The sequence below is a fragment of the Pararhizobium arenae genome (assembly GCF_001931685.1).
GTDB classification, from domain to species: Bacteria; Pseudomonadota; Alphaproteobacteria; order Rhizobiales; family Rhizobiaceae; genus Pararhizobium; species Pararhizobium arenae.
Genome location: NZ_MOOY01000002.1, coordinates 380,079 through 402,006, shown reverse-complemented (window position 1 = coordinate 402,006; position 21,928 = coordinate 380,079). Strand labels below are relative to the sequence as shown.

Here is a 21,928-nt window from a genome sequence, read left to right as displayed (position 1 = left end):
GGCATGACCAAGCCCACGCGCCGATCCGGGAATCAACGCGCTTTTCCTTTCTCGCCTCATCATCGGATCGCCAGTCCCTTTTCGTCGAAACGATGGATGCGGCCTTCTTCCGGCGACAGATAGACGACATCGCCATGGCCGGCGCCGAAATCCCCGGCGACGCGAGCCGTCACCTGACCAATGCCCTCCACGTTGATGTGCAAGAAAGTATCGGCACCCAGATGCTCGGCGACGCTGACCACGCCCTTCCAGGTTCCACCTTCCTTGGAAAGACGTAAGTGTTCCGGCCGGATGCCGATGGTGTGAGCCCCATAGGGCTGCGAGATCGCGCCCGAGGCAAAGTTCATGCGCGGCGAGCCGATGAAGCCCGCAACGAAGAGGTTGTTCGGCTTGTGGTAGAGGTCGAGCGGCGAGCCCACCTGCTCCACATTGCCGGCATTCAGAACGACGATCTTGTCCGCCATGGTCATGGCTTCCACCTGGTCGTGGGTGACGTAGATCATCGTCGTCTTCAGCTGGTTGTGCAGTTCGCTGATTTCCAGCCGCATGGTGCCGCGCAGCGCCGCATCGAGGTTCGATAGCGGCTCGTCGAAAAGAAAAGCGGATGGTTCGCGTACGATCGCACGGCCGATGGCGACACGTTGACGCTGACCACCCGAAAGCTGTCCCGGACGGCGTTCGAGATAATTGGTAAGATTGAGGACCCGGGCGGCATCCGCCACCTTCTTGTCGATGGCGGCCTGATCCATCTTCGCCATCTTCAGCGGGAAGGCGATGTTGTTCTTCACCGTCATGTGCGGATAAAGCGCATAGGACTGGAAGACCATGGCAAGGCCCCGCTTTGCCGGGGCCGCTTCCGTCACGTCCTTGCCGTCGATCTCTATCTTGCCGGAAGAGACGTCCTCAAGGCCGGCAATCATGCGCAGAAGGGTCGACTTGCCGCAGCCCGAGGGGCCGACGAAGACGACGAACTCGCCATCTTCGATGGTCAGGTCGATGCCCGGAATGACCGTCGTTGCGCCGAAGGTCTTGTTGACTTTGCTCAGTTTGATATTGCCCATGTTCCGCTCCCGCTCGTCTTGTTTGTTCTGTCGCTCACTTCACGGCGCCGAAGGTCAGGCCGCGCACGAGCTGCTTTTGTGAAAACCATCCCATAATCAGGATGGGGGCGATGGCGAGCGTCGAGGCCGCCGAGAGCTTGGCCCAGAACAGGCCTTGCGGACTTGAGAAGGACGCGATGAAGGCCGTGAGCGGCGCTGCATTGGTCGTGGTCAGGCGAATGGTCCAGAAGGCTTCGTTCCATGCGAGGATGATGTTGAGGAGAAGCGTGGAAGCGATGCCCGGAACCGCCATCGGCGTCAGCACGTAGACGATCTCGTTCCACAGGGATGCCCCGTCCATCCGCGCAGCTTCGAGGATTTCGCCCGGAATTTCGCGGAAGTAGGTGTAGAGCATCCAGACGACGATCGGCAGGTTGATCATTGTCAGCATGAAGGTGAGGCCCAGCCGATTGTCGAGCAGACCGAAGTCGCGGAACAACAGGTAGATCGGCACGAGAACCGCGACCGCCGGCATCATCTTGGTGGAGAGCATCCACATAAGAATGTCCTTGGTCCTGTTCGTCGGCGAAAACGCCATCGACCATGCGGCCGGAACAGCAATCAGCAAGGCCAGCAAAGTCGAGCCGACCGAGATGATCACCGAGTTCAGGAAGAACTTGAAATAGTTGCTCTGCGCCTGAACCGCCGCGTAGCTTTCAACCGTGGCCGACGGGATCAGGTTGAAGCCCTGGATCGCCTCGGTCTCGGACTTGAACGACGTAATGATCGTATAGAGGATCGGAAAGAAGATCAGCAGAGCGATGATCCAGGCGACGATCGTGAAGAACACTGTTCTTCTGGTCGAAACTGCACGAGCCATGGTTCTGCCTCCCTTACTTGTCGAGGTTCTTGCCAACCGCACGCATCAGGAAGAATGCGACGATGTTGGCGAGGATGACTGCGATGATGCCGCCTGCCGAAGCGCCGCCGACGTCGTAGCCGAGAAGGGCTGTGCGGTAGATCAGGAATGGCAGGTTGGTGGATGCGTAGCCCGGGCCGCCATTGGTGGTGACGAGGATTTCGGCATAGACGCCCAGAAGGAAGATCGTCTGGATCAGGATGACGACCGTGATCGAGCGGGCCAGATGCGGCACCGTCAGATAGATAAAGCGATTGACGAAGCCGGCGCCATCCATTTCGGCGGCTTCCTTCTGCTCTCCGTCAAGCGACTGCAGCGCGGTCAGGAGGATGAGGGTCGCGAACGGCAGCCACTGCCAGGCGACGATGATGATGATGGAAAACAGCGGATATTGCCCGAACCAGTCGACCGGCTGCATCCCGAAGAAGCGGGCGATATCGGCAAACACGCCATATTGCGGGTGCATGATCATGTTCTTCCACACCAGCGCGGCCACCGGCGGCATGACGAAGAACGGCGAGATCACGAGAATGCGGACAAGCCCCTGCCCCCACATCGGCTGGTCCAGAAGCAGCGCAATCGAAATGCCGCCGAGGACCGTGATGAGCAGCACGCCGACCACGATGACCAGCGTGTTCCAGATCGACTGGAAGAAGGCCGGATCGCTGTAGAAGAACTGATAGTTGAAAAGCCCGGCCCAGCTGACATTCGCCGGGTTCAAGAGATTGTAGTTCTGGAAGGAAAACCACAGCGTCATCGCCAGTGGCACCATCATCCAGATCAGGAGAAGCCCGACCGACGGGGCCATCATCCAGCGTGCCAGCGCACGGGTATTATGCGTAGCCATTATGCACCCTCCCACTGATCCCGGTCCAATGTCCGCCGCGACGGGAGGGCAATCGCCGGATTTCTTGTTCTATTTCGAAAAGTCCTGGCGTCAGTCGCCCCACGTGGAGCCCCACAAACGGCTGACGCCAGGTTAAGTTTGACGACCCGGACGATGTGTTCGGGTCATCTGTCCTTGGGAAGGAACCTCTTACTTGATGTAGCCGCCGCGGGTCATTTCGCGGGTGGCAGCCGTCTGTGCCTGTGCAAGCGCATCGTCAACCGTCATCTGACCGGCAAGCGCTGCCGAGAAAAGCTGGCCGACCGTCGTGCCGAGACCCTGGAATTCCGGGATGGCGACGAACTGGACACCGACGTAAGGAACCGGCTTGACGGACGGAGCCTTCGGGTCGGCGGCGTTGATCGAGTCGAGCGTCATCTTGGCAAACGGAGCAGCCTTCTGATACTCGGGGTTGTTGTAGAGCGAGGTGCGCGTGCCCGGAGGAACGTTGGCCCAGCCTTCCTTCTCGGCGACCAGCTCAAGGTATTTCTTGGAGGTTGCCCAGGAAACGAACTTCTCGGCAGCTTCCGCCTTCTGCGTGCCTGCCGGGATGGCAAGGTTCCATGCCCACAGCCAGTTGCCACGCTTGCCGAGACCTGTATCCGGCGCCAGAGCGAAGCCAACCTTGTCGGCAACGGTAGAGTCGTTGGGGTTGGTCACGAAGGAAGCAGCCACCGTGGCATCGATCCACATGCCGCACTTGCCCTGCTGGAAGAGCGCCAGGTTTTCGTTGAAGCCGTTGGAAGACGCGCCCTGCGGGCCGGCGTCGTTCATCAGCTTGACGTACATGTCGAGCGTATTCTTCCACTCCGGCTGATCGAACTGGGGCTTCCAGCTTTCATCGAACCAGCGTGCACCAAAGGCGTTGGACGTGGCGGTCAGGAACGCCATGTTCTCGCCCCAGCCGGCCTTGCCGCGAAGGCAGATGCCGTTGATGTCATTGGCACGGTCCGTCATCTTGCGGGCCGCTTCGTTGATGAACTCCCAGGTCGGAGCGTCGGGCATGGTCAGCCCGGCCTTTTCCATCAGGTCCTTGCGGTACATGACCATCGAGCTTTCGCCGTAGAATGGTGCAGCATAAAGCTTGCCGTCGTCGCCGGTCAGGCCGGAACGGATGGCCGGCAGCAGGTCGTCGACGTCATAGTCGGCACCGAGGTTGTCGAGCGGCAGGAGCCAGCCCTGCTTGGCCCAGATCGGAACTTCATAGGTGCCGATGGTCAGAACGTCATACTGACCGCCCTTGGTGGCGATGTCGGTGGTGACACGTTCGCGAAGAACGTTTTCCTCGAGCGTGACCCACTCAAGCTGAATATCCGGGTTTGCCTTGGTAAAGTCTTCCGTCAGGCCCTGCATACGGACCATGTCACCATTGTTCACCGTTGCGATGGTGAGGGTTTCAGCCTGGGCAAAACCCGCGATGACGAATGCCGAGCATGCGCCCAGCAACAAAGTTTTCAATTTCATATTCTTCCTCCCAGAAGAGTTATGAGCATTTGCCTCGCTCACGGGCAATTACTCATAAATAGACAAAACTTGTCAATTGCCTTTCGTTGCTGCAGCGCCGAAGAAGCGGATCAAACCTTTGATTTAACGAGTACAAATTATTGTGAGCAAAAGCTCAATGCGTGAGCAAATACGAAGCCGTGGCCTCGTCGGTGATGACGCCGTTGAGGATTCGGCCCTTCAGAGCCGCTGCCAAAGCCACCTGCTTGCGCTCGCCTTTGGCCATGCCGATGATGGTCGCCGTCTCGCAGGAAGGCAACGGAACCGAGGCAACGCGCTCGTTGATGCTGCCATCCAGGAGGTTGCCGTCCCGGTCGAACATCCAGCCGCAGATTTCTCCCGCGGCGCCCTCGCCCATCAGCTTCAGCATCTCGTCTTTCGCAAGAAAGCCGTCTTCGCACAGGGGCGCATTCTCGCCGAGTTCGCCGACGCCGACAAAGGCGACATTGGCCTCCGCGCCAAGCTGCAGCGCCGATTTCACCAGTATTTGGTTGTGCAGCAGTTCCCGCTCCTCGGGCGATGAGACGAGAACCGGCAGCGGCATCGGAAAATGCCGCGCCTTCACCGCATCCGCCATCGAGAAGATGACGTTGTAATAGGCGGCCGAGCCGTCAAGCCCAATGTTGCCGGTGAGCGACACGATACGATGCTGCGGACAATCCATGGTCGGCAGCTGGTCGATGGCCGCCTTCAGCGTGCGGCCCGTCCCAATCGCGACGATCAGCGGCTCGGCCGATTTCAGCCAGCGCTCGATTTCCGCGGCACCGGCTTCGGCGATCCCCACTGTGGTCGAGGATGAACCGGGATCGCTGGGCACGACGTCCACATGACGAAGATCGTATTTTTCCCGCAGCTTCTGCCCAAGCTCGAGGCAGGCGGCAATGGGGTGATCGAGCCGAACCTTGATCAACCGCTCGGCCATGGCGAGCGACACCAGACGTTGCGCCGACTGGCGCGAAATGCCCATCGTCGCGGCGATCTCGTCCTGCGTCCGGCCGGCGACATAATAGAGCCAGCCGGCGCGTGCGGCATCGTCCAGCTTGCTGTTTGCTTCCGCTCTGCGCGCCATGTTTTTCTCCTCCATCAGGTGCTGCCATTTTTTGGGCCGCCCTGTCAAACGAACCATACGATCCGCCTCCTTCGCACCCGCCGCAAACCTTTGCAATGCAGCATTTTCAAGCACTTCCGGACTCAATTTTTACCGTTTGATAAAAAAAATTTCCGTGGTACCGTTTCATCATCCTGAGGCGTTGACATTTGGGAGTGATAAAATGGGAACGACTGAAAATGGCATCATTGCCGGGCGGCTCACGCCTGCCGATTACGCGAGGAATTTTGCGGATCTTCATCCGCCGCTCGATGACCACGAGGCGCTGGTTGCCGCCGACCGCTGCTACTTCTGCTACGACGCGCCGTGCATGACGGCCTGTCCCACCTCCATCGATATCCCGCTGTTCATCCGGCAGATATCGACCGGCAATCCGATCGGCTCGGCCAACACCATCTTCGACCAGAACATTCTGGGCGGCATGTGCGCCCGCGTCTGTCCCACCGAAACGCTCTGCGAACAGGCCTGCGTGCGCAACACCGCCGAGCATCGCCCCGTGGAGATCGGCCGGCTGCAGCGCTACGCCACCGACATCGCCATGCGCGACAACCGCCAGTTCTACGAACGGGCTGAGGCGACGGGCAAATCCATCGCTGTCGTCGGCGCCGGCCCGGCCGGCCTCGCCTGCGCCCACCGCCTGGCCGTGAAGGGACATGATGTCGTGCTCTACGATGCCCGCGAAAAAGCTGGCGGCCTCAACGAATATGGTATCGCCACCTACAAATCGACCGACGACTTCGCCCAGAAGGAAGTCGATTATGTGCTCTCGATCGGCGGCATAGACTGTCGCACCGGCCAGATGCTGGGCCGTGACTTCAGCATCTCGGACCTGCTCGAAAAGCACGACGCCGTGTTCCTCGGCCTCGGCCTCTCCGGCGTCAACGCGCTCCGTGCCGAAGGTGAAACGCTTGATGGCGTCGACGATGCCGTCGATTTCATCGCCGCGTTGCGCCAATCCGAAACCAAGGCCGATATCCCCGTAGGCCGTCGCGTCGTCGTCATCGGCGGCGGCATGACCGCGATCGACGCGGCCGTGCAGGCCAAGCTGCTCGGCGCCGAGGACGTGACGATCTGCTATCGCCGCGGCAAGGAGCACATGAACGCTTCCGAGTTCGAGCAGGATCTGGCCGCATCCAAGGGCGTTGTGATCCGCCACTGGCTGCAGCCGAAGCGCATCCTCGCCCGTGACGGCAAGGTCGCCGGTATCGAACTGGATTACACCACGCTTCAGGACGGACGTCTTGTGACCACAGGTGAAACCGGCGCGATCGTCGCCGACCAGATCCTGAAAGCCATCGGCCAGACCTTCGAGGCCGACGGCCTCGGCATCATCGCACTCGAAGGCGGCCGCATCTCGGTCGACGAAGAAGGTCGCACGTCCATGGATGGCGTCTGGGCTGGCGGCGATTGCATCGTCGGTGGCGAAGACCTCACCGTTTCGGCCGTTGCGAATGGCCGCGATGCCGCAGAATCGATCCACCGCACGTTGATGGCTGCCGCACAGCCCATCACGGCCGTCGCCTGAAGGGAGGAATGAGCTATGGCTGATCTGCGCAACAATTTCGTCGGCATCAAATCACCGAACCCCTTCTGGCTCGCCTCGGCCCCGCCGACCGACAAGGCCTACAATGTCGAGCGCGCCTTCAAGGCCGGCTGGGGCGGTGTCGTCTGGAAGACTTTGGGTGAGGAAGGCCCGCCCGTCGTCAACGTCAACGGCCCGCGCTATGGTGCGATCTGGGGCGCCGACCGCCGGCTTCTTGGCTTGAACAACATCGAACTGATCACCGACCGCGACCTCTACACCAACCTGCGCGAAATGAAGCAGGTGAAGATGAACTGGCCGGACCGGGCGCTGATCGCCTCGATCATGGTGCCTTGCGAGGAGGAAAGCTGGAAGGCGATCCTGCCGTTGGTCGAGGAAACCGGCGCTGACGGCATCGAACTCAACTTCGGCTGCCCGCACGGCATGTCGGAACGCGGCATGGGTGCTGCGGTCGGACAGGTGCCGGAATATATCGAGATGGTTGTGCGCTGGTGCAAGCAATACACCCGCATGCCCGTCATCACCAAGCTGACGCCGAACATCACCGATATCCGCAAACCGGCGCGGGCGGCCAAATCGGGTGGCACTGATGCCGTATCGCTGATCAATACGATCAACTCCATCACATCCGTCAATCTCGACACGTTTTCGCCAGAGCCGTCTATTGACGGCAAGGGCAGCCATGGCGGCTACTGCGGCCCCGCGGTGAAACCGATCGCGCTCAACATGGTCGCCGAGATCGCCCGCGATCCGGAAACCTATGGTCTGCCGATCTCCGGCATCGGCGGCATCACCACCTGGCGCGATGCTGCCGAATTCCTCGTTCTGGGTGCGGGCAACGTGCAAGTCTGCACCGCGGCGATGACATACGGCTTCAAGATCGTGCAGGAGATGATCACAGGCCTTTCCAACTGGATGGATACCAAAGGCCATCGCAGCCTGGACGATATCTGCGGCCGCGCCATTCCCAATGTCTCCGACTGGCAGTATCTCAACCTCAACTACATCGCCAAGGCCCGCATCGATCAGGATGCCTGCATCAAATGCGGTCGGTGTCACATCGCCTGCGAGGACACCTCGCATCAGGCGATCACGCAGTATGTCGATGGCGTCAGGCATTTCGAGGTGATGGAAGACGAGTGCGTCGGCTGCAATCTCTGCGTCAACGTCTGCCCGGTCGAAAACTGCATCACCATGGTCGGGCTTGAGCCAGGAACGCTCGACGAGCGCACCGGCAAGATCGTCGATCCCAACTACGCGAATTGGACCACGCACCCGAACAACCCGATGGCGCGGCAGGCTGCGGAGTAAGTTCCCTTTCTCTGACCACCCGAACATTGCGTCACCCCGAAGTCGAAAACCGGCTTCGGGGTGCGCTGCATCATGCGGACAGATTCCACTTTTCAATTTATAAAAATATGATATTATGAAAATATAAATTGAAGATGCGGGAGAGCTTGTTGGTTCTGAGCAGTGAAATGCCGGCAAAGGCCGAGACGGTAGCTGATTTCCTGAAGGGTTTCGCCAACCCCCATCGCCTGCTCGTCCTTTGCTGCCTTATTGAAGGCGAGAAGAGCGTAAGCGAGCTTATCGACGCGACAGGCATTCCTCCGGCCTCGATGTCTCAACATCTGAGCAAACTCAAGGATGAAGGCATCATCACGTTTCGCAGGGAGCACCGGACACTTTTCTATACGATCGACCATCCTGCGACCCGTGACCTCATGGAACTTCTCTACAACCGCTTCTGCAAGGACGAGACATGACGACGACGACAATCACACCTAACGAAGCCGCCAAGCTGATCGCAAACGGGCAAGCCATGCTCGTTGATGTGCGGGAACCCGGGGAATTTAGTAGCGCTCACATCGCCAGCGCCGCCTCGATCCCCCTTTCCCATCTGTCTGAGTTCCTCGTGAGTGAGGGCACACCAGACAAGCCTCTCATCATGCAATGCCAGCGCGGCGCCCGTGGTGAAAACGCCTGCGCGCTGGCAAATTCGGTTGGTCGCGATATTACGGTTTACAATATGGAAGGCGGCATCGAGGCGTGGCAGGCCGCCGGATTGCCGGTTATCGGCGGCGGTGGCGCGCCTAAAATCTCGATTTTCCGACAGGTGCAGATCATTGTCGGCGGGCTGGTTGCTCTGGGTGTTGCGTCCGGCTTCCTCGGATATTCGGCCGGTTTTGCCGCCGCCGGCTTCTTCGGCGCCATGCTGGCAATTGCAGGCGTTTCCGGCTGGTGCGGGCTGGCTCTGCTCTTGAACAGGATGCCCTGGAACCGGCCCGCGCTCAGAACCTGAACCACAGCACACGCATTCATCACGAAAACGAGACAATGCGTCTATAAATCAGCCATTGTCGCGCGGAGCGAACTCGTCAATAAGGAGTTTAATAAGAGACGCACGAAACGTGGCGCCACGGAAACGCACTTGAGATTGAAACTGGATATCCCCCGCAAGAGGCTGCACCTGATCACCGGTGTCTGCCTCGGACTGTTTCTTCTCACCCATTTTCTCAATCATGCACTCGGCCTCATCTCCGTCGATGCGATGGAGAAGGGGCGCGACCTCTTCAACATCCTCTGGCGCAGCTGGATCGGCACCGTCCTCCTCTACGGATCGCTGCTCACCCATTTCGTTCTGGCGCTCGACAGCCTTTATCGCCGCCAGACCCTGCGCATGCCGCCGCGCGAGGCGCTGAAGATCATCTTCGGCCTTGCCTTGCCCTTCATGCTGGTGCCGCATGTAACGGCGACCCGCATCGAATGGATGCTCTCCGGCTATGCCGCCAGCTACTATGATGTGCTTGGCGGCCTATGGTCGCGCCCGCCGGATGCCTTTCGCCAGTGCGTCGCGCTCGTTTTCGCATGGTCGCATGGCTGCCTCGGCTTCTGGTTCTGGATGCGGGGTCGCGACTGGTATCCGCGCTATCAGCTCCTGCTTTATACCGTTGCTCTTCTCGTCCCTGTGCTGGCGCTGCTCGGTTTCTGGGTTGGTGTCCGTTCGCTGGACGGCGTGACCGCCTCTAACACCTGGTTCAAGCCTGATCGGACGGATTTCGACGTGATCCGGGACATCCGCTTCTGGATTTATGCAACGCTCTTCGGCTCGATCGCCGGCACGCTGGTGCTGCGCGCTCTGCCGGTCAACGGCAAGATCCGCGTCGCCTATCCCGACGGCCGCAGCATATCGGTCGCGCGCGGTTTCACCCTGCTCGAAGCCAGCCGCGCCGCCGGCATTCCGCATCTGTCGATCTGCGGCGGGCGCGGACGCTGCTCGACCTGCCGCGTGCGTATCATTGAGGGCATGAACGGCCTGCCGGCACCCGGCGATGCGGAGCGCCATACGCTCAGCCGCATCAAGGCGCCGAGCAATGTGCGCCTTGCCTGCCAGCTTCGCCCCAATCACAACGTCACCATCGCTCCCGTTCTCGGAGCCGAGAATGTCGGCGTCACCACCGTCCCGAACCCCGAGGAAGCAGCCGGACGCGAAAGACGGATCGCCGTGCTCTTCTGCGATCTGCGCGATTTTACGCGCCTGTCGCAGCAGCAGCTTCCCTTCGATACCGTCTTTCTGCTCAACCGCTATTTCGAGATGATCGGCGAAGCCGTGGAGGGAGCCGGCGGCACGGTTGACAAGTTCATCGGCGATGGTGCTCTCGCCATCTTCGGCCTCAACACCGGGATTGAGACAGCCTGTCAGCAGGCGCTCACGGCCACCACCCGCATCGCCCGCAGCGTCGAGCTTCTCAACCGCAACTTCATGAGCGAGCTGGATCAGCCGTTGCGCATCGCCATGGGCATGCATGCCGGCCCCGCGATCATCGGCCAGATCGGTTATGGCCGCGCCTCTTCCCTGACGGCTGTTGGCGATACGATCAATGCTGCCAGCCGACTGGAAGGTTTTGCCAAGGAATATGACGCGCAACTCGCCGTCTCCGCCGATCTTGTGCGCTATGCCGGCCTGCCGCTGGAAGGGCACGAGCGCTACAACATCGCCATCCGCGGTCGCGCGGGCACATTGGAAACCCTGATCGTCTATAAGGCGGAAGAATTCGAGCCGCTGCTTGCCGAAAAAGCCGCCGGCCCGGCATCAGAGCCTGACCAGCAATAGGCGGCTATCAAGCCGACGAGGGATCGCCCTTCACCGCCAAGCCATCGATAAACAGCTGCTCCAGAAAGCGCGCGGCATCCTCGAAACGCCCCTCGCCCGAGCGCTCCTCGCCCAGCACGGAGCGCACCTGCACATCGAAATCCGCGTAATGCTGCGTCGTCGACCAGATGGCGAAGATCAGGTGATAGGGATCGCACTTGGCGATTTTTCCCGCGCGCGTCCAGGAGCGGATGACTTCGGCCTTCTCGTCCACCAGTTCCTTCAACGGGCCTTTCAGCTCGTCCAGAATATGCGGCGCCCCCTGCAGGACCTCGTTCGCAAACAGGCGGCTCTCCCGCGGAAAATCGCGTGCCATCTCCAGCTTGCGGCGGATATAGCTGCGGATTTCCGAGACCGGATTGCCCTCGGCATCGAATTCGCGGAGCGGATCGAGCCAGCTGTCGAGCACCCGGTCGATCAGCGCCCGGTGCATGGCTTCCTTGGTGCGGAAATAATAGAGCAGGTTCGGCTTCGACATGCCTGCGACGTCAGCAATCTGGTCTATGGTGCTGCCACGAAAGCCATGGGTCGCAAAAACCTCAAGCGCCGCCTCAAGGATAAGCTCTTCCTTCTCTTCCTGAATGCGGGTGCGCCTTTGTGTTCTGGCTGCCCTCGGAAGTACCATTTTTCCCCCTGCCTCAGCGCAATATCCAACCGAGTTGGCCGGCCGATTGCCTGAAAATTATGCCCGCTATTTTTTTGGGCAACAATGCCGATTTTTATATTTTCCGTCTTGAGTGCGGCAACGGAAGTTGTAGTGTTTACCAAACGGTCAAATTATCAGTCAGTTCAAAACCAAAGGCAACGACTGATCGAAGGGCGTCCAAAAAAACCGCCCCGATCTGACCGGACGGGAACTGCCGGGAGCGCCACGCGCCACCGTAAAAACTGATGAGGAGTTGAGCCATGGTAGCTGCACCGGGCGAGAACATGCGCGTCAATGCCGACCGCCTGTGGGATAGTCTTATGGACATGGCGAAGATCGGCCCCGGCATTGCCGGCGGCAACAATCGCCAGACCCTGACGGATGAAGACGGCGAAGGCCGCCACCTGTTCCAGACGTGGTGCAAGGATGCCGGCCTCACCATGGGCGTCGACAAGATGGGCACGATGTTCGCGACCCGTCCCGGCACCGATCCCGATGCACTGCCCGTCTATGTCGGCAGCCATCTCGACACCCAGCCGACCGGCGGCAAATATGACGGCGTTCTCGGCGTGCTCGCAGCGCTCGAAGTCGTGCGCACCATGAACGACATGGGCATCAAGACGAAGCACCCGATCGTCGTGACCAACTGGGCGAACGAAGAAGGCGCGCGCTTTGCGCCGGCCATGCTCGCCTCCGGCGTCTTTGCCGGCGTGCATACGCTGGACTACGCCTATGGCCGCAAGGACCCCGAGGGCAAGACCTATGGCGACGAACTGAAGCGCATCGGCTGGTTGGGCGACGAAGAGGTCGGCGCGCGAAAAATGCACGCCTATTTCGAATATCACATCGAGCAGGGCCCGATCCTCGAAGCCGAGGACAAGCAGATAGGCGTGGTAACGCACTGTCAGGGGCTCTGGTGGCTGGAATTCACGCTGACTGGTAGGGAAGCGCATACCGGCTCGACGCCTATGAACCTGCGGGTCAATGCCGGCCTTGCCATGTCGCGCATCATCGAGATGGTGCAGGATGTCGCCATGGGCGAGCAACCGGGCGCCGTCGGCGGTGTCGGCCAGGTGTTCTTCACGCCGAACTCCCGCAACGTGCTGCCGGGCAAGGTGGTCTTCACCGTCGATATCCGCTCGCCGGACAAGGCGAAGCTCGACCGCATGCGCGCGAAGATCGAGGCCGAGGCGCCGAAGATCACAGAAGCGCTCGGCGTCGGCTGCTCGATCGAGGCCATCGGCCATTTCGCGCCGGTGACCTTCGATCCGACACTGGTGACGGCGGTGCGCACCGCCGCCGAAAAGCTCGGCTACAGCCATATGAACATCATCTCCGGCGCCGGCCACGACGCCTGCTGGGCCGCCAAGGTGGCGCCGGCCACGATGGTCATGTGCCCCTGCGTCGGCGGTTTGAGCCACAACGAGGCTGAAGACATCTCCAAGGAATGGGCGGCAGCGGGTTGCGATGTGCTGTTCCATGCGGTCGTGGAGACGGCGGGGATTGTGGAGTGAAAGATAGCGCGATGAACCCGCGCCGAAGCTTAAATTGGCACTTGGCTTGGCCGGATGAAGGTGACAGCTATCCAAGCGGTTTAGTCAAAAAAATTAACGTAGCACTACGTAAACCGATAGCCGACCTTAATCTCGATGAAGTTAGGATTTTGCTCGGTCAAAACTTTGGGCTGGACTACGTTGTTCCAATTGCTCTCGCAACATTGCGTGAAGACCCGCTTTACGATGCCACCTACTATCCTGGAGATTTGCTGGCTGCTTGTATCGAAATTAACCCGTCATTTTGGAAAGAGAATTCCGATCTCCACGAAGAAATGGCGAACATTGCTAAATGCGTTCAGTCTGACGACTCCAAATTAAATACCATCATACAAAGATTTCTCAGCCTTCCCATTCAGTCATCACAACAAAAGACCCACAAAAAAAGATAAAGAGGAAGTAGAAATGACCACAGTCATCAAGGGCGGAACCATCGTCACGGCGGACCTGACCTATAAGGCGGACGTGAAGATCGAGGGTGGCAAGATCATCGAGATCGGTCTGAACCTTTCGGGCGACGAGACGCTGGATGCAACCGGCTGTTATGTCATGCCCGGTGGCATCGATCCGCATGTGCATCTCGAAATGCCCTTCATGGGTACCTATTCCTCCGACGATTTCGAAAGCGGCACCCGCGCAGCCCTCTCCGGCGGCACGACCATGGTGGTCGATTTCTGCCTGCCCGATCCCGGCCAGTCGCTGCTCGATGCGCTGAAGCGCTGGGACAACAAATCCACCCGCGCCAATTGCGATTATTCCTTCCATATGTCGGTGACATGGTGGGGCGAGCAGGTCTTCAACGACATGAAGACCATCGTGCAGGAAAAGGGCATCAACACCTTCAAGCACTTCATGGCCTACAAGGGCGCGCTGATGGTGAACGACGACGAGATGTTCGCCTCGTTCTCCCGCTGCGCCGAGCTCGGCGCGCTGCCGCTCGTCCATGCCGAAAACGGCGATGTCGTCGCCGCCATGCAGCAGAAGCTGATGGACGAAGGTAACAACGGCCCCGAAGGCCACGCCTATTCGCGCCCCGCCTCCGTCGAAGGCGAAGCGACAAACCGCGCCATCATCATCGCCGATATGGCCGGCGTGCCGCTCTATGTCGTCCACACCTCCTGCGAACAGGCGCACGAAGCCATCCGCCGCGCCCGCCAGAACGGCATGCGCGTCTATGGCGAGCCGCTGATCCAGCACCTGACGCTCGATGAAACCGAATATTTCAACAAGGACTGGGATCACTCCGCCCGCCGCGTCATGTCGCCGCCGTTCCGCAACAAGCAGCATCAGGACAGCCTCTGGGCAGGTCTGGCGGCAGGTTCGCTGCAGGTGGTCGCGACCGACCATTGCGCCTTCACGACAGCGCAAAAACGCACGGGCGCCGGCGATTTCCGCAAGATCCCCAACGGCACCGGCGGCCTCGAAGACCGCATGCCGATGCTCTGGACCTACGGCGTGGCGACCGGCCGCATCACCATGAACGAGTTCGTGGCCGTCACCTCCACCAACATCGCCAAGATCCTCAACGTCTATCCCCGCAAGGGCGCGATCCTCGTCGGCGCCGATGCCGATATCGTCGTCTGGGACCCGAAGCGGTCGAAGACCATCACCGCCACGAACCAGCAATCGGCGATCGACTACAACGTCTTCGAGGGCAAGGAAGTAACCGGCCTGCCGCGCTACACCCTGACCCGCGGCGTAGTCGCCATCGAGGAAGGTACGGTCAAGACACAGGAAGGCCACGGCAAGTTTGTGTCCCGCGAGCCCTTCACTGCCGTCAACAAGGCACTGTCGACATGGAAGGAACTGACGGCACCGCGCAAGGTCGAACGCTCCGGCATTCCGGCGAGCGGCGTATGACAATGTTTCAGGGCTTCCGCACCGTCGCATGCGCGGTCGCCCTGGCGGCGAGCGCCTCAAGCATCGCCTCTGCCGAAGGCGGCTTTCCAGCCGCTGCCTTCGGCAATACCGAGGGTTGTCACTATGCCAAGACGGGGGAAAGCTCGGGCGCGGACGTATTCTTCCTTCTGAACACGGAGGCCATCACGACGGCCGCTTCCTACTGTGCCTTCTCCAAGCCGCCGCAGCTCAACGGCACCGCGTATACGGCAACGGTGGACTGCGAGGAAGAAGGCCAGAAGGCAGAGCCGCAAGACATCACCATCACGCCATCTGTCGATGGCACTGCGATGACGGTGACCTTCTCGGACGGCACTAACTGGGGACCGCTTCCGAAATGCGAATGAATTGCCGCCGAGCCTCAGATTTTGACCAGAGCTTCCAGTTCGGGCAGCAGCACCACGCTCTCCTGCTCGTTCGGGTCCGTGCGCGCGATCACGGCGCTGCAGGGCGCGTCCGACAGATTGGCGGGCAGATGCGGCACGCCCGCCGGGATATAAAACATCTCGCCGGCTTTCACGATCACATGGTTCTCCAGCCGGTCGCCGTACCAGGTATGGGCCTCGCCGGAGAGCATGTAGATCGCCGTCTCATGGCTTTCGTGCATATGCGCCTTGGCGCGGCCGCCCGGCGGGATCGTCAGAAGGTGCATGCAGATGCCCTTTGCCCCGACCGCCTCGGCCGAAATGCCCTCGAAATAGCTGAACCCCTGCTTGCCGTCATAGGTGTGTCCCGTGCGGACAACATGGCAGGTCGGCTTTTCCTCGACTGCGACTTTTTCAAGTTTCGACATCCCTCATCCTCCCGATGCACGCGCTTTACCGCACCATACCGTAACTGGAAAATATGACGTACGATATTTCGAAACAGCAAGCCTCCGGGCTTCAAAAGGATTTGACGGGGCGGAGCGCAGGAGCGACCATGACTTCCAACCTTGCATCGGTCGTCTCCGCACGCGACCTCGGCCTCACCTTTCAGACCAGCGACGGCCCGGTCACGGCGCTGACCGGCGTCAACCTCGATGTGAAGAAGGGCGATTTCGTCTCCTTCATCGGGCCTTCCGGCTGCGGCAAGACGACGTTCCTGCGCGTCATCGCCGATCTCGAAAAGCCGACCTCCGGCTCGATCACCGTCAACGGCACGACGCCGGAAGACGCCCGCAAGAACCGCTCCTATGGCTATGTCTTTCAGGCGGCCGCACTTTATCCCTGGCGCACGATCGAGAAGAACATCGCCCTACCGCTGGAGATCATGGGCTATTCCAAGGCCGAGCAGGAACAGCGGATTGCCCGTACGCTCGAGCTCGTGAACCTCGCCGGCTTCGGCAAGAAATTCCCCTGGCAGCTCTCCGGCGGCATGCAGCAGCGCGCCTCGATTGCGCGCGCGCTCGCCTTCGATGCCGATCTTCTGCTGATGGACGAGCCCTTTGGCGCATTGGATGAAATCGTCCGGGACCATCTGAACGAACAGCTGCTGGAACTCTGGGACCGCACGAACAAGACAATCTGCTTCGTCACCCACTCTATCCCCGAGGCCGTTTACCTCTCCACCAAGATCGTCGTCATGAGCCCCCGTCCCGGCCGCGTGACCGACGTGATCGAATCCACGCTGCCGCGGGAACGCCCGCTGGATATCCGCGAAAGCCCCGAATTCCTCGAAATCGCCAGCCGCGTCCGCGATGGCCTGAGAGCGGGGCATAGCTATGATGAGTAGGGATTTGGCTGGGAATACCCCCCTCTGTCACTTCGTGACATCTCCCCCTCAAGGGGGGAGATTGGCTAGGGGCAACCTCTCGCTCCCGATCTCCCCCCTTGAGGGGGAGATGTCAGTAAAGCTGACAGAGGGGGGTATGCCACTCTGCAATCCTTTCAAACATGCAATCAAACATGCCCCGCAGGCCCAATCATGAATCCCGCCTTCATCCTCTGGCTTGCCGCCGCCATGGCCGTTTTCCTCAGTGCCGCGACCGCGTCGCGCTATTACGTCGCCAACAACAATATCCTCGTCCTTCTCTTCTCCCTCGGCCTTTATTGCGTCGGCAACCTGATGATGGTGAAGCTGATGCGCGAAGGCGGGCTTGGCCTTGCGATCTCCGCGTCCGCCATCGCGCAACTGCTGCTCATCAACGTCATCGCCTTCGCCATCTTCGGAGAGCGCCTGACGACAACGCAGATGGCCGGCGTCGCGCTCGGCTTCGTCGCCATGGCCCTGATGCTGTTTCCGACAGGCGGAGGGGCCTCGTCATGACCATGCGTGACAAGGTTTTCCCGGTCCTCACCATCGTCCTCATCCTGATCGCGATCTGGTACGTCGCCGCCATCTATCTCAACGCGCCTTTCGAGCGCGACACGGCAGGGCGTGCCGGAACCACGATCACCTTTTCGGAAATCGTTCCGAAAACCATGTTCCAGGAACGACCGGTTCTGCCCGCACCCCATCAGGTGATTGCGGAAATCTGGGATACGACCTTCAACAAGCCGGTCACGTCCAAGCGCAGCCTCGTCTACCACGCCTGGATCACGCTTTCCGCCACCCTCGTCGGCTTCGGCATCGGCACCGTTCTCGGCATCCTGCTCGCGGTCGGCATCGTGCACAACCGCGCCATGGATCGTTCGCTGATGCCCTGGGTCATCGCCAGCCAGACGATCCCGATCCTCGCCATCGCGCCGATGATCATCGTGGTGCTGAACGCCATCGGCATCGCCGGACTGCTGCCGAAGGCGCTAATCTCGACCTATCTCAGCTTCTTCCCCATCGTCGTCGGCATGGTGAAGGGCCTGCGCAGCCCGGAACAGATCCAGCTCGACCTGATGCACACCTATTACGCCTCCCCGGCCCAGACCTTCTGGAAGCTGCGCTGGCCGGCTTCGATGCCCTATCTCTTCACCTCGCTGAAGGTGGCGATCGCCATCTCGCTGGTTGGCGCAATCGTCGGCGAACTGCCGACCGGCGCCGTCGCCGGCCTTGGCGCCCGCCTGCTGGCCGGCTCCTATTACGGCCAGACGGTGCAGATCTGGTCCGCTCTATTCATGGCGGCGGCGCTTGCCGCCGTGCTGGTTGCAATCGTCGGCACCGCGCACACCGCTGTCCTCAAGCGCATGGGAGTGAAACCATGACGTCGGGTTTCCTCTACGGCGCCATCGCCTTCTGGCTTTTAGCCTGGGCCATCAACGAATGGCTGGTGCGGGTCAAAACCAAGGATCGCGTCCTTCAGCGCATCATCCGCATTGCCGTACCATTGTTGTTCGGCATCAGCATCCTTGTGCTTTGGGAAGGCATCGTGCGCGGCTTCAACATCCCTTCGGTGCTGCTGCCGCCGCCATCGATGATCTGGACGCGGCTCATCAATTCTCTGCCGACGCTCTGGGCCGATTTCCGCCAGACCTTCCTCAAGTCCGTCATCACCGGCTATGTCATGGGCTGCGGTCTCGGTTTTCTCGTCGCCATCGCCATTGATCGCTCGCCGTTCCTCCAGAAAGGCCTGTTGCCGCTCGGGAATTTCGTCTCGGCGCTACCGGTCGTCGGCGTCGCGCCGATCATGGTCATGTGGTTCGGCTTCGACTGGCAGTCGAAGGTCGCGGTAGTCGTCATCATGACCTTTTTCCCGATGCTGGTGAACACCGTTTCCGGCCTTGCTGCCGCCAGCCAGATGGAAAAGGACCTGATGCACACTTATGCCGCCAGCTGGTTCCAGACGCTCATCAAATTGCGTCTTCCCGCGGCGTGGCCATTCATATTCAATGCACTGAAAATCAATTCCACGCTCGCCCTCATCGGTGCCATCGTGGCGGAATTCTTCGGCACGCCGATCGTCGGCATGGGCTTTCGAATTTCGACCGAAGTGGGCCGCATGAACGTCGACATGGTCTGGGCCGAAATCGCGGTTGCCGCGGTGGCTGGCTCCGCCTTCTACGGGATCGTCGCACTCGTTGAGCGCGCCGTCACGTTCTGGCATCCGTCTGTCCGTGGTGGACAGACGTCATAAAAGGGTCTGCCCAAAAAGGGCGGGCATAATAAGAGGGAACTGAAAATGAAGACAAAACTGGCATCCCTGCTGCTCGCAGGTGCATTTTCGCTTTCGGCCTTCCAGGCCATGGCGGCAGAAAAGGTGACGCTGCAGCTGAAGTGGGTCACCCAGGCCCAGTTCGCTGGCTATTACGTCGCCAAGGACAAGGGCTTCTATGAAGAAGAAGGCCTCGATGTCGAAATCAAGCCGGGCGGCCCGGACATCGCCCCTCCGCAGGTCATCGCCGGCGGCGGTGCTGACGTCGTCGTCGACTGGATGCCGTCCGCTCTCGCCACCCGCGAGAAGGGCGTGGCGCTGGTCAACATCGCTCAGCCGTTCAAGTCCTCGGGCATGATGCTGACCTGCCTCAAGGAATCTGGCGTTGCAACGCCTGCGGACTTCAAGGGCAAGACCCTCGGCGTCTGGTTCTTCGGCAACGAATATCCGTTCCTGTCGTGGATGAGCCAGCTTGGCCTCAAGACCGATGGCGGCCCGGATGGCGTGACCGTGCTGAAGCAGGGCTTCAACGTCGACCCGCTGATCCAGAAGCAGGCTGCCTGCATCTCCACCATGACCTACAACGAATACTGGCAGGTCATCGATGCCGGCATCAAGGCGGAAGACCTCGTGACCTTCAAGTATGAAGATCAGGGCGTTGCGACGCTGGAAGACGGCCTCTACGTCCTCGAAGACAAGCTCAAGGACCCGGCCTTCAAGGAAAAGATGGTCAAGTTCGTCCGCGCGTCGATGAAGGGCTGGAAATACGCCGAAGCCAATCCGGATGAAGCGGCCGACATCGTTCTCGAGAACGACGCCACCGGCGCGCAGACGGAAGAGCATCAGAAGCGCATGATGGGCGAAGTCGCCAAGCTGACGGCCGGCTCCAATGGCGCTCTGGATGAAGCGGACTACAAGCGCACGGTCGATTCCCTGCTGAAGGGTGGTTCCGATCCGGTCATCACCAAGGCACCTGAAGGTGCCTGGACGCACGAAATCACCGATGCTGCCCTGAAGTAGGCATCGGAAACTTCAGGCAGAAAAACGCGCGGGCGTCAAAACCCGCGCGTTTCTCATTTGCAACAGATGGAAACACTTTTTTAGCCGTATACATTGCGAAACAAAAATTGCCTCGAAGAGGCCTAAAAAATGGAATATTGAGGCACCATTCTTTTTTATGACTGATCTTGCATCCTCAAAAGTGCCCGCTTAAATAAGCCTTGAGGCAGTTTGAGGAGAGTGTGGGGGAGATTTTTCTCAGGAAGAGCCTGAGCTGGTATCCTTCCCATTCCATGACAGCGCCGCGCTTCGGTAATGACGCGCCAAAGTTGCTGTAACGCTTTAAATCTGCTGCATAATTTTCCTTGGATCGATTGCGGTTGAAGGAATTATGCAGAGGCTGGCAGCGGCGTATCCTCCTAAGGAGGGACTGGCGCTGTTGCCAACAGTTTATCCGGAATTTTTAGGAAGTGAGCCGATGGCCCGTAAGACGACGTTCGCGTTTGGTGTCCTGACAACCCTGCTCCTGGGCCTTCAGGCAAGCACGGCCCTTGCGCAGGAAGCAGCAGCCCCTGCCAAGACGGAACAGGCCTTGCCATCCATTGTCGTTTCAGAGGTCCAGACCCGCCACATTATCGACCGTGTGGTTGCGACCGGCGCCGTCAAGGCCGTCGAGGAAACCTTTGTTTCGCCCCTCGTCGACGGGCTTTCGATCCGCACCCTGAATGCCGATGTCGGCGATCGCGTCGAAGCCGACAGCACGCTTGCGACGCTGAACCCGGACATGCTGGAACTGCAGAAGAGCCAGTATGCCGCAAGCCTTGCCAAGGCCAAGGCTTCGCTTGCCCAGTACGAGGCACAGCTTGCCGAAGCGCAGGCCAATGCCGAAGAAGCGGTGCGCGTGAGCGAGCGCTCGAAGAAGCTGGCTGAAGCAGGCTCGGTGTCAACCGCGCAGCGCGATCAGGAAAAGGCCGCGGCGACAGCGGCACTCGCGCGGGTCAACTCCGCCGAGCAGCTGGTTTCCGTCGCCAATGCCGACATCAAGGTGGTCGAAGCCCAGATTTCCGATATCGACCTGCGGCTGGCCCGCACGGACGTCAAAACGCCGGTCTCCGGCGTGATTTCCGCCCGCACCGCAAAGGTCGGCGCCATTGCCAATGGCGGCGGCGAACCGCTCTTCACGATCATCCGCGACGGTGCCGTCGAAATATCGGCCGAGATCATCGAAACCGACCTGCCGAAACTCGAAATCGGCCAGCGCGCGAAGGTAACCTTGGCGGATGGCAAGACCGAAATCGAGGGCAAGGTGCGCCTGATCTCTCCGGTGGTCGATACCCAGACCCGTCTTGGTAACGTGTATATCAGCCTGCTCGACACCGATAAGGCCCGCGTCGGCATGTATGCCCGCGCCCAGATCATCGTGACGGAGAAGGACGCTCTCGTCCTGCCGCTCTCGGCGGTGACAAAGTCCAAGGACGGCATGGTCACGCGCAAGGTCGATGGCGACGTTGCCAAGGTCGCCAAGATCGAGACCGGCATAGAGGACGGCGGCTTCATCGAAATCCGCAGCGGCCTCGCCAAAGGTGACAAGGTCATCACCAAGGCCGGCGCCTTCGTGCGCGATGGAGATCGCATCAAGCCGGTGCTCGCCGGCGCTGAAACCGTTTCGAACTGAT

The 21,928-nt window shown here is 60.2% G+C and carries 22 protein-coding genes; 15 read left to right on the top strand and 7 right to left on the bottom strand.

All coding sequences use genetic code 11. The annotated features are described in order from the left end of the window. Positions 1-59 precede the first annotated feature (59 nt). The 5 genes from BLX89_RS05240 to BLX89_RS05220 form a co-directional block, all read right to left on the bottom strand. Positions 60-1,061 carry an ABC transporter ATP-binding protein gene (locus BLX89_RS05240; RefSeq protein ID WP_075289593.1) on the bottom strand — a complete coding sequence of 334 codons (1,002 nt, stop codon included), beginning with the start codon at positions 1,059-1,061 and terminating at the stop codon, positions 60-62. A gap of 34 nt (positions 1,062-1,095) precedes the next feature. Next, positions 1,096-1,920, bottom strand: a complete 825-nt coding sequence (locus BLX89_RS05235) for a carbohydrate ABC transporter permease (protein WP_075289592.1) — start codon at positions 1,918-1,920, stop codon at positions 1,096-1,098. Between the two features lie 13 nt (positions 1,921-1,933). After that, on the bottom strand, positions 1,934-2,806 hold the full coding sequence (locus BLX89_RS05230) for a carbohydrate ABC transporter permease (RefSeq protein ID WP_075289591.1): 873 nt from the start codon (positions 2,804-2,806) through the stop codon (positions 1,934-1,936). Between the two features lie 189 nt (positions 2,807-2,995). Beyond that, the gene (locus tag BLX89_RS05225; protein ID WP_075289590.1) at positions 2,996-4,309 is read right to left on the bottom strand and encodes an ABC transporter substrate-binding protein; all 1,314 of its coding nucleotides are present in this window, start codon (positions 4,307-4,309) and stop codon (positions 2,996-2,998) included. Positions 4,310-4,463: 154 nt separating this feature from the next. After that, a complete protein-coding gene (locus BLX89_RS05220) occupies positions 4,464-5,417 on the bottom strand; it encodes a sugar-binding transcriptional regulator (protein WP_075289841.1) in 954 nt (317 codons plus the stop codon). A 202-nt stretch (positions 5,418-5,619) separates the two neighbouring features. On the opposite strand from BLX89_RS05220, the gene BLX89_RS05215 reads away from it, so the two are divergent. The 5 genes from BLX89_RS05215 (at position 5,620) to BLX89_RS05195 (ending at position 11,113) form a co-directional block, all read left to right on the top strand. Then, a complete protein-coding gene (locus tag BLX89_RS05215; RefSeq protein WP_075289589.1) occupies positions 5,620-6,981 on the top strand; it encodes an NAD(P)-dependent oxidoreductase in 1,362 nt (453 codons plus the stop codon). Positions 6,982-6,996: 15 nt separating this feature from the next. After that, complete coding sequence (gene preA, locus BLX89_RS05210; RefSeq protein WP_075289588.1) at positions 6,997-8,310, top strand: NAD-dependent dihydropyrimidine dehydrogenase subunit PreA; 1,314 nt, start codon at positions 6,997-6,999, stop codon at positions 8,308-8,310. Positions 8,311-8,459: 149 nt separating this feature from the next. Continuing rightward, complete coding sequence (locus BLX89_RS05205) at positions 8,460-8,765, top strand: ArsR/SmtB family transcription factor (RefSeq protein ID WP_245292756.1); 306 nt, start codon at positions 8,460-8,462, stop codon at positions 8,763-8,765. Continuing rightward, positions 8,762-9,301 (top strand): rhodanese-like domain-containing protein, encoded by a 540-nt coding sequence (locus BLX89_RS05200; RefSeq protein WP_075289586.1) that lies wholly within the window; start codon positions 8,762-8,764, stop codon positions 9,299-9,301. The genes BLX89_RS05205 and BLX89_RS05200 overlap by 4 nt, the downstream gene beginning before the upstream one ends. 129 nt (positions 9,302-9,430) lie before the next feature. Beyond that, the gene (locus tag BLX89_RS05195; RefSeq protein ID WP_075289585.1) at positions 9,431-11,113 is read left to right on the top strand and encodes an adenylate/guanylate cyclase domain-containing protein; all 1,683 of its coding nucleotides are present in this window, start codon (positions 9,431-9,433) and stop codon (positions 11,111-11,113) included. A 7-nt stretch (positions 11,114-11,120) separates the two neighbouring features. On the opposite strand, the gene BLX89_RS05190 is transcribed toward BLX89_RS05195, so the two are convergent. Next, positions 11,121-11,777, bottom strand: coding sequence for a TetR family transcriptional regulator C-terminal domain-containing protein (locus tag BLX89_RS05190; RefSeq protein ID WP_075289584.1), 657 nt, complete (start codon positions 11,775-11,777; stop codon positions 11,121-11,123). Positions 11,778-12,058: 281 nt separating this feature from the next. On the opposite strand from BLX89_RS05190, the gene BLX89_RS05185 reads away from it, so the two are divergent. From BLX89_RS05185 to BLX89_RS05170, 4 genes are read left to right on the top strand one after another with little or no spacing between them, the layout of a single operon-like run. After that, complete coding sequence (locus BLX89_RS05185; RefSeq protein WP_075289583.1) at positions 12,059-13,312, top strand: Zn-dependent hydrolase; 1,254 nt, start codon at positions 12,059-12,061, stop codon at positions 13,310-13,312. Then, complete coding sequence (locus BLX89_RS05180; RefSeq protein WP_143523499.1) at positions 13,309-13,743, top strand: contact-dependent growth inhibition system immunity protein; 435 nt, start codon at positions 13,309-13,311, stop codon at positions 13,741-13,743. Before BLX89_RS05185 ends, BLX89_RS05180 begins: the two co-directional genes overlap by 4 nt. A 13-nt stretch (positions 13,744-13,756) precedes the next feature. After that, positions 13,757-15,211, top strand: a complete 1,455-nt coding sequence (gene hydA, locus BLX89_RS05175; RefSeq protein WP_075289581.1) for a dihydropyrimidinase — start codon at positions 13,757-13,759, stop codon at positions 15,209-15,211. Next, the gene (locus tag BLX89_RS05170; RefSeq protein WP_143523498.1) at positions 15,208-15,597 is read left to right on the top strand and encodes a hypothetical protein; all 390 of its coding nucleotides are present in this window, start codon (positions 15,208-15,210) and stop codon (positions 15,595-15,597) included. The genes hydA and BLX89_RS05170 overlap by 4 nt, the downstream gene beginning before the upstream one ends. Before the next feature lie 14 nt (positions 15,598-15,611). Here the strand turns inward: BLX89_RS05170 and BLX89_RS05165 are convergent, their stop codons facing one another. Continuing rightward, complete coding sequence (locus tag BLX89_RS05165) at positions 15,612-16,043, bottom strand: cupin domain-containing protein (protein WP_075289579.1); 432 nt, start codon at positions 16,041-16,043, stop codon at positions 15,612-15,614. 128 nt (positions 16,044-16,171) lie between these two features. Here BLX89_RS05165 and BLX89_RS05160 point away from each other — a divergent pair, with 128 nt between their 5' ends. From BLX89_RS05160 to BLX89_RS05135, 6 genes are all read left to right on the top strand, one after another. After that, positions 16,172-16,963 (top strand): ABC transporter ATP-binding protein, encoded by a 792-nt coding sequence (locus tag BLX89_RS05160; protein WP_075289840.1) that lies wholly within the window; start codon positions 16,172-16,174, stop codon positions 16,961-16,963. A gap of 192 nt (positions 16,964-17,155) precedes the next feature. After that, positions 17,156-17,497, top strand: a complete 342-nt coding sequence (locus BLX89_RS05155; protein ID WP_075289578.1) for a hypothetical protein — start codon at positions 17,156-17,158, stop codon at positions 17,495-17,497. Further along, positions 17,494-18,366, top strand: a complete 873-nt coding sequence (locus BLX89_RS05150) for an ABC transporter permease (protein WP_075289577.1) — start codon at positions 17,494-17,496, stop codon at positions 18,364-18,366. The genes BLX89_RS05155 and BLX89_RS05150 overlap by 4 nt, the downstream gene beginning before the upstream one ends. Continuing rightward, positions 18,363-19,235, top strand: coding sequence for an ABC transporter permease (locus tag BLX89_RS05145; RefSeq protein ID WP_075289576.1), 873 nt, complete (start codon positions 18,363-18,365; stop codon positions 19,233-19,235). Before BLX89_RS05150 ends, BLX89_RS05145 begins: the two co-directional genes overlap by 4 nt. A gap of 45 nt (positions 19,236-19,280) precedes the next feature. Further along, the gene (locus tag BLX89_RS05140; protein WP_075289575.1) at positions 19,281-20,273 is read left to right on the top strand and encodes an ABC transporter substrate-binding protein; all 993 of its coding nucleotides are present in this window, start codon (positions 19,281-19,283) and stop codon (positions 20,271-20,273) included. A gap of 457 nt (positions 20,274-20,730) precedes the next feature. Further along, on the top strand, positions 20,731-21,927 hold the full coding sequence (locus tag BLX89_RS05135; RefSeq protein ID WP_075289574.1) for an efflux RND transporter periplasmic adaptor subunit: 1,197 nt from the start codon (positions 20,731-20,733) through the stop codon (positions 21,925-21,927). The last annotated feature ends 1 nt before the right edge of the window (position 21,928 follow it).

What these genes read in the sequence shown, in the direction of transcription:
- preA (WP_075289588.1), top strand. Translation starts at nt 6,997, where the DNA reads ATGGCTGATCTGCGCAACAATTTCGTCGGCATCAAATCACCGAACCCC.
- BLX89_RS05235 (WP_075289592.1), bottom strand. Translation starts at nt 1,920, where the DNA reads ATGGCTCGTGCAGTTTCGACCAGAAGAACAGTGTTCTTCACGATCGTC.
- BLX89_RS05215 (WP_075289589.1), top strand. Translation starts at nt 5,620, where the DNA reads ATGGGAACGACTGAAAATGGCATCATTGCCGGGCGGCTCACGCCTGCC.
- BLX89_RS05140 (WP_075289575.1), top strand. Translation starts at nt 19,281, where the DNA reads ATGAAGACAAAACTGGCATCCCTGCTGCTCGCAGGTGCATTTTCGCTT.
- BLX89_RS05145 (WP_075289576.1), top strand. Translation starts at nt 18,363, where the DNA reads ATGACGTCGGGTTTCCTCTACGGCGCCATCGCCTTCTGGCTTTTAGCC.
- BLX89_RS05225 (WP_075289590.1), bottom strand. Translation starts at nt 4,309, where the DNA reads ATGAAATTGAAAACTTTGTTGCTGGGCGCATGCTCGGCATTCGTCATC.
- BLX89_RS05190 (WP_075289584.1), bottom strand. Translation starts at nt 11,777, where the DNA reads ATGGTACTTCCGAGGGCAGCCAGAACACAAAGGCGCACCCGCATTCAG.
- BLX89_RS05230 (WP_075289591.1), bottom strand. Translation starts at nt 2,806, where the DNA reads ATGGCTACGCATAATACCCGTGCGCTGGCACGCTGGATGATGGCCCCG.
- BLX89_RS05220 (WP_075289841.1), bottom strand. Translation starts at nt 5,417, where the DNA reads ATGGCGCGCAGAGCGGAAGCAAACAGCAAGCTGGACGATGCCGCACGC.
- BLX89_RS05200 (WP_075289586.1), top strand. Translation starts at nt 8,762, where the DNA reads ATGACGACGACGACAATCACACCTAACGAAGCCGCCAAGCTGATCGCA.
- BLX89_RS05185 (WP_075289583.1), top strand. Translation starts at nt 12,059, where the DNA reads ATGGTAGCTGCACCGGGCGAGAACATGCGCGTCAATGCCGACCGCCTG.
- hydA (WP_075289581.1), top strand. Translation starts at nt 13,757, where the DNA reads ATGACCACAGTCATCAAGGGCGGAACCATCGTCACGGCGGACCTGACC.
- BLX89_RS05135 (WP_075289574.1), top strand. Translation starts at nt 20,731, where the DNA reads ATGGCCCGTAAGACGACGTTCGCGTTTGGTGTCCTGACAACCCTGCTC.
- BLX89_RS05240 (WP_075289593.1), bottom strand. Translation starts at nt 1,061, where the DNA reads ATGGGCAATATCAAACTGAGCAAAGTCAACAAGACCTTCGGCGCAACG.
- BLX89_RS05165 (WP_075289579.1), bottom strand. Translation starts at nt 16,043, where the DNA reads ATGTCGAAACTTGAAAAAGTCGCAGTCGAGGAAAAGCCGACCTGCCAT.
- BLX89_RS05160 (WP_075289840.1), top strand. Translation starts at nt 16,172, where the DNA reads ATGACTTCCAACCTTGCATCGGTCGTCTCCGCACGCGACCTCGGCCTC.
- BLX89_RS05150 (WP_075289577.1), top strand. Translation starts at nt 17,494, where the DNA reads ATGACCATGCGTGACAAGGTTTTCCCGGTCCTCACCATCGTCCTCATC.
- BLX89_RS05155 (WP_075289578.1), top strand. Translation starts at nt 17,156, where the DNA reads ATGAATCCCGCCTTCATCCTCTGGCTTGCCGCCGCCATGGCCGTTTTC.
- BLX89_RS05170 (WP_143523498.1), top strand. Translation starts at nt 15,208, where the DNA reads ATGACAATGTTTCAGGGCTTCCGCACCGTCGCATGCGCGGTCGCCCTG.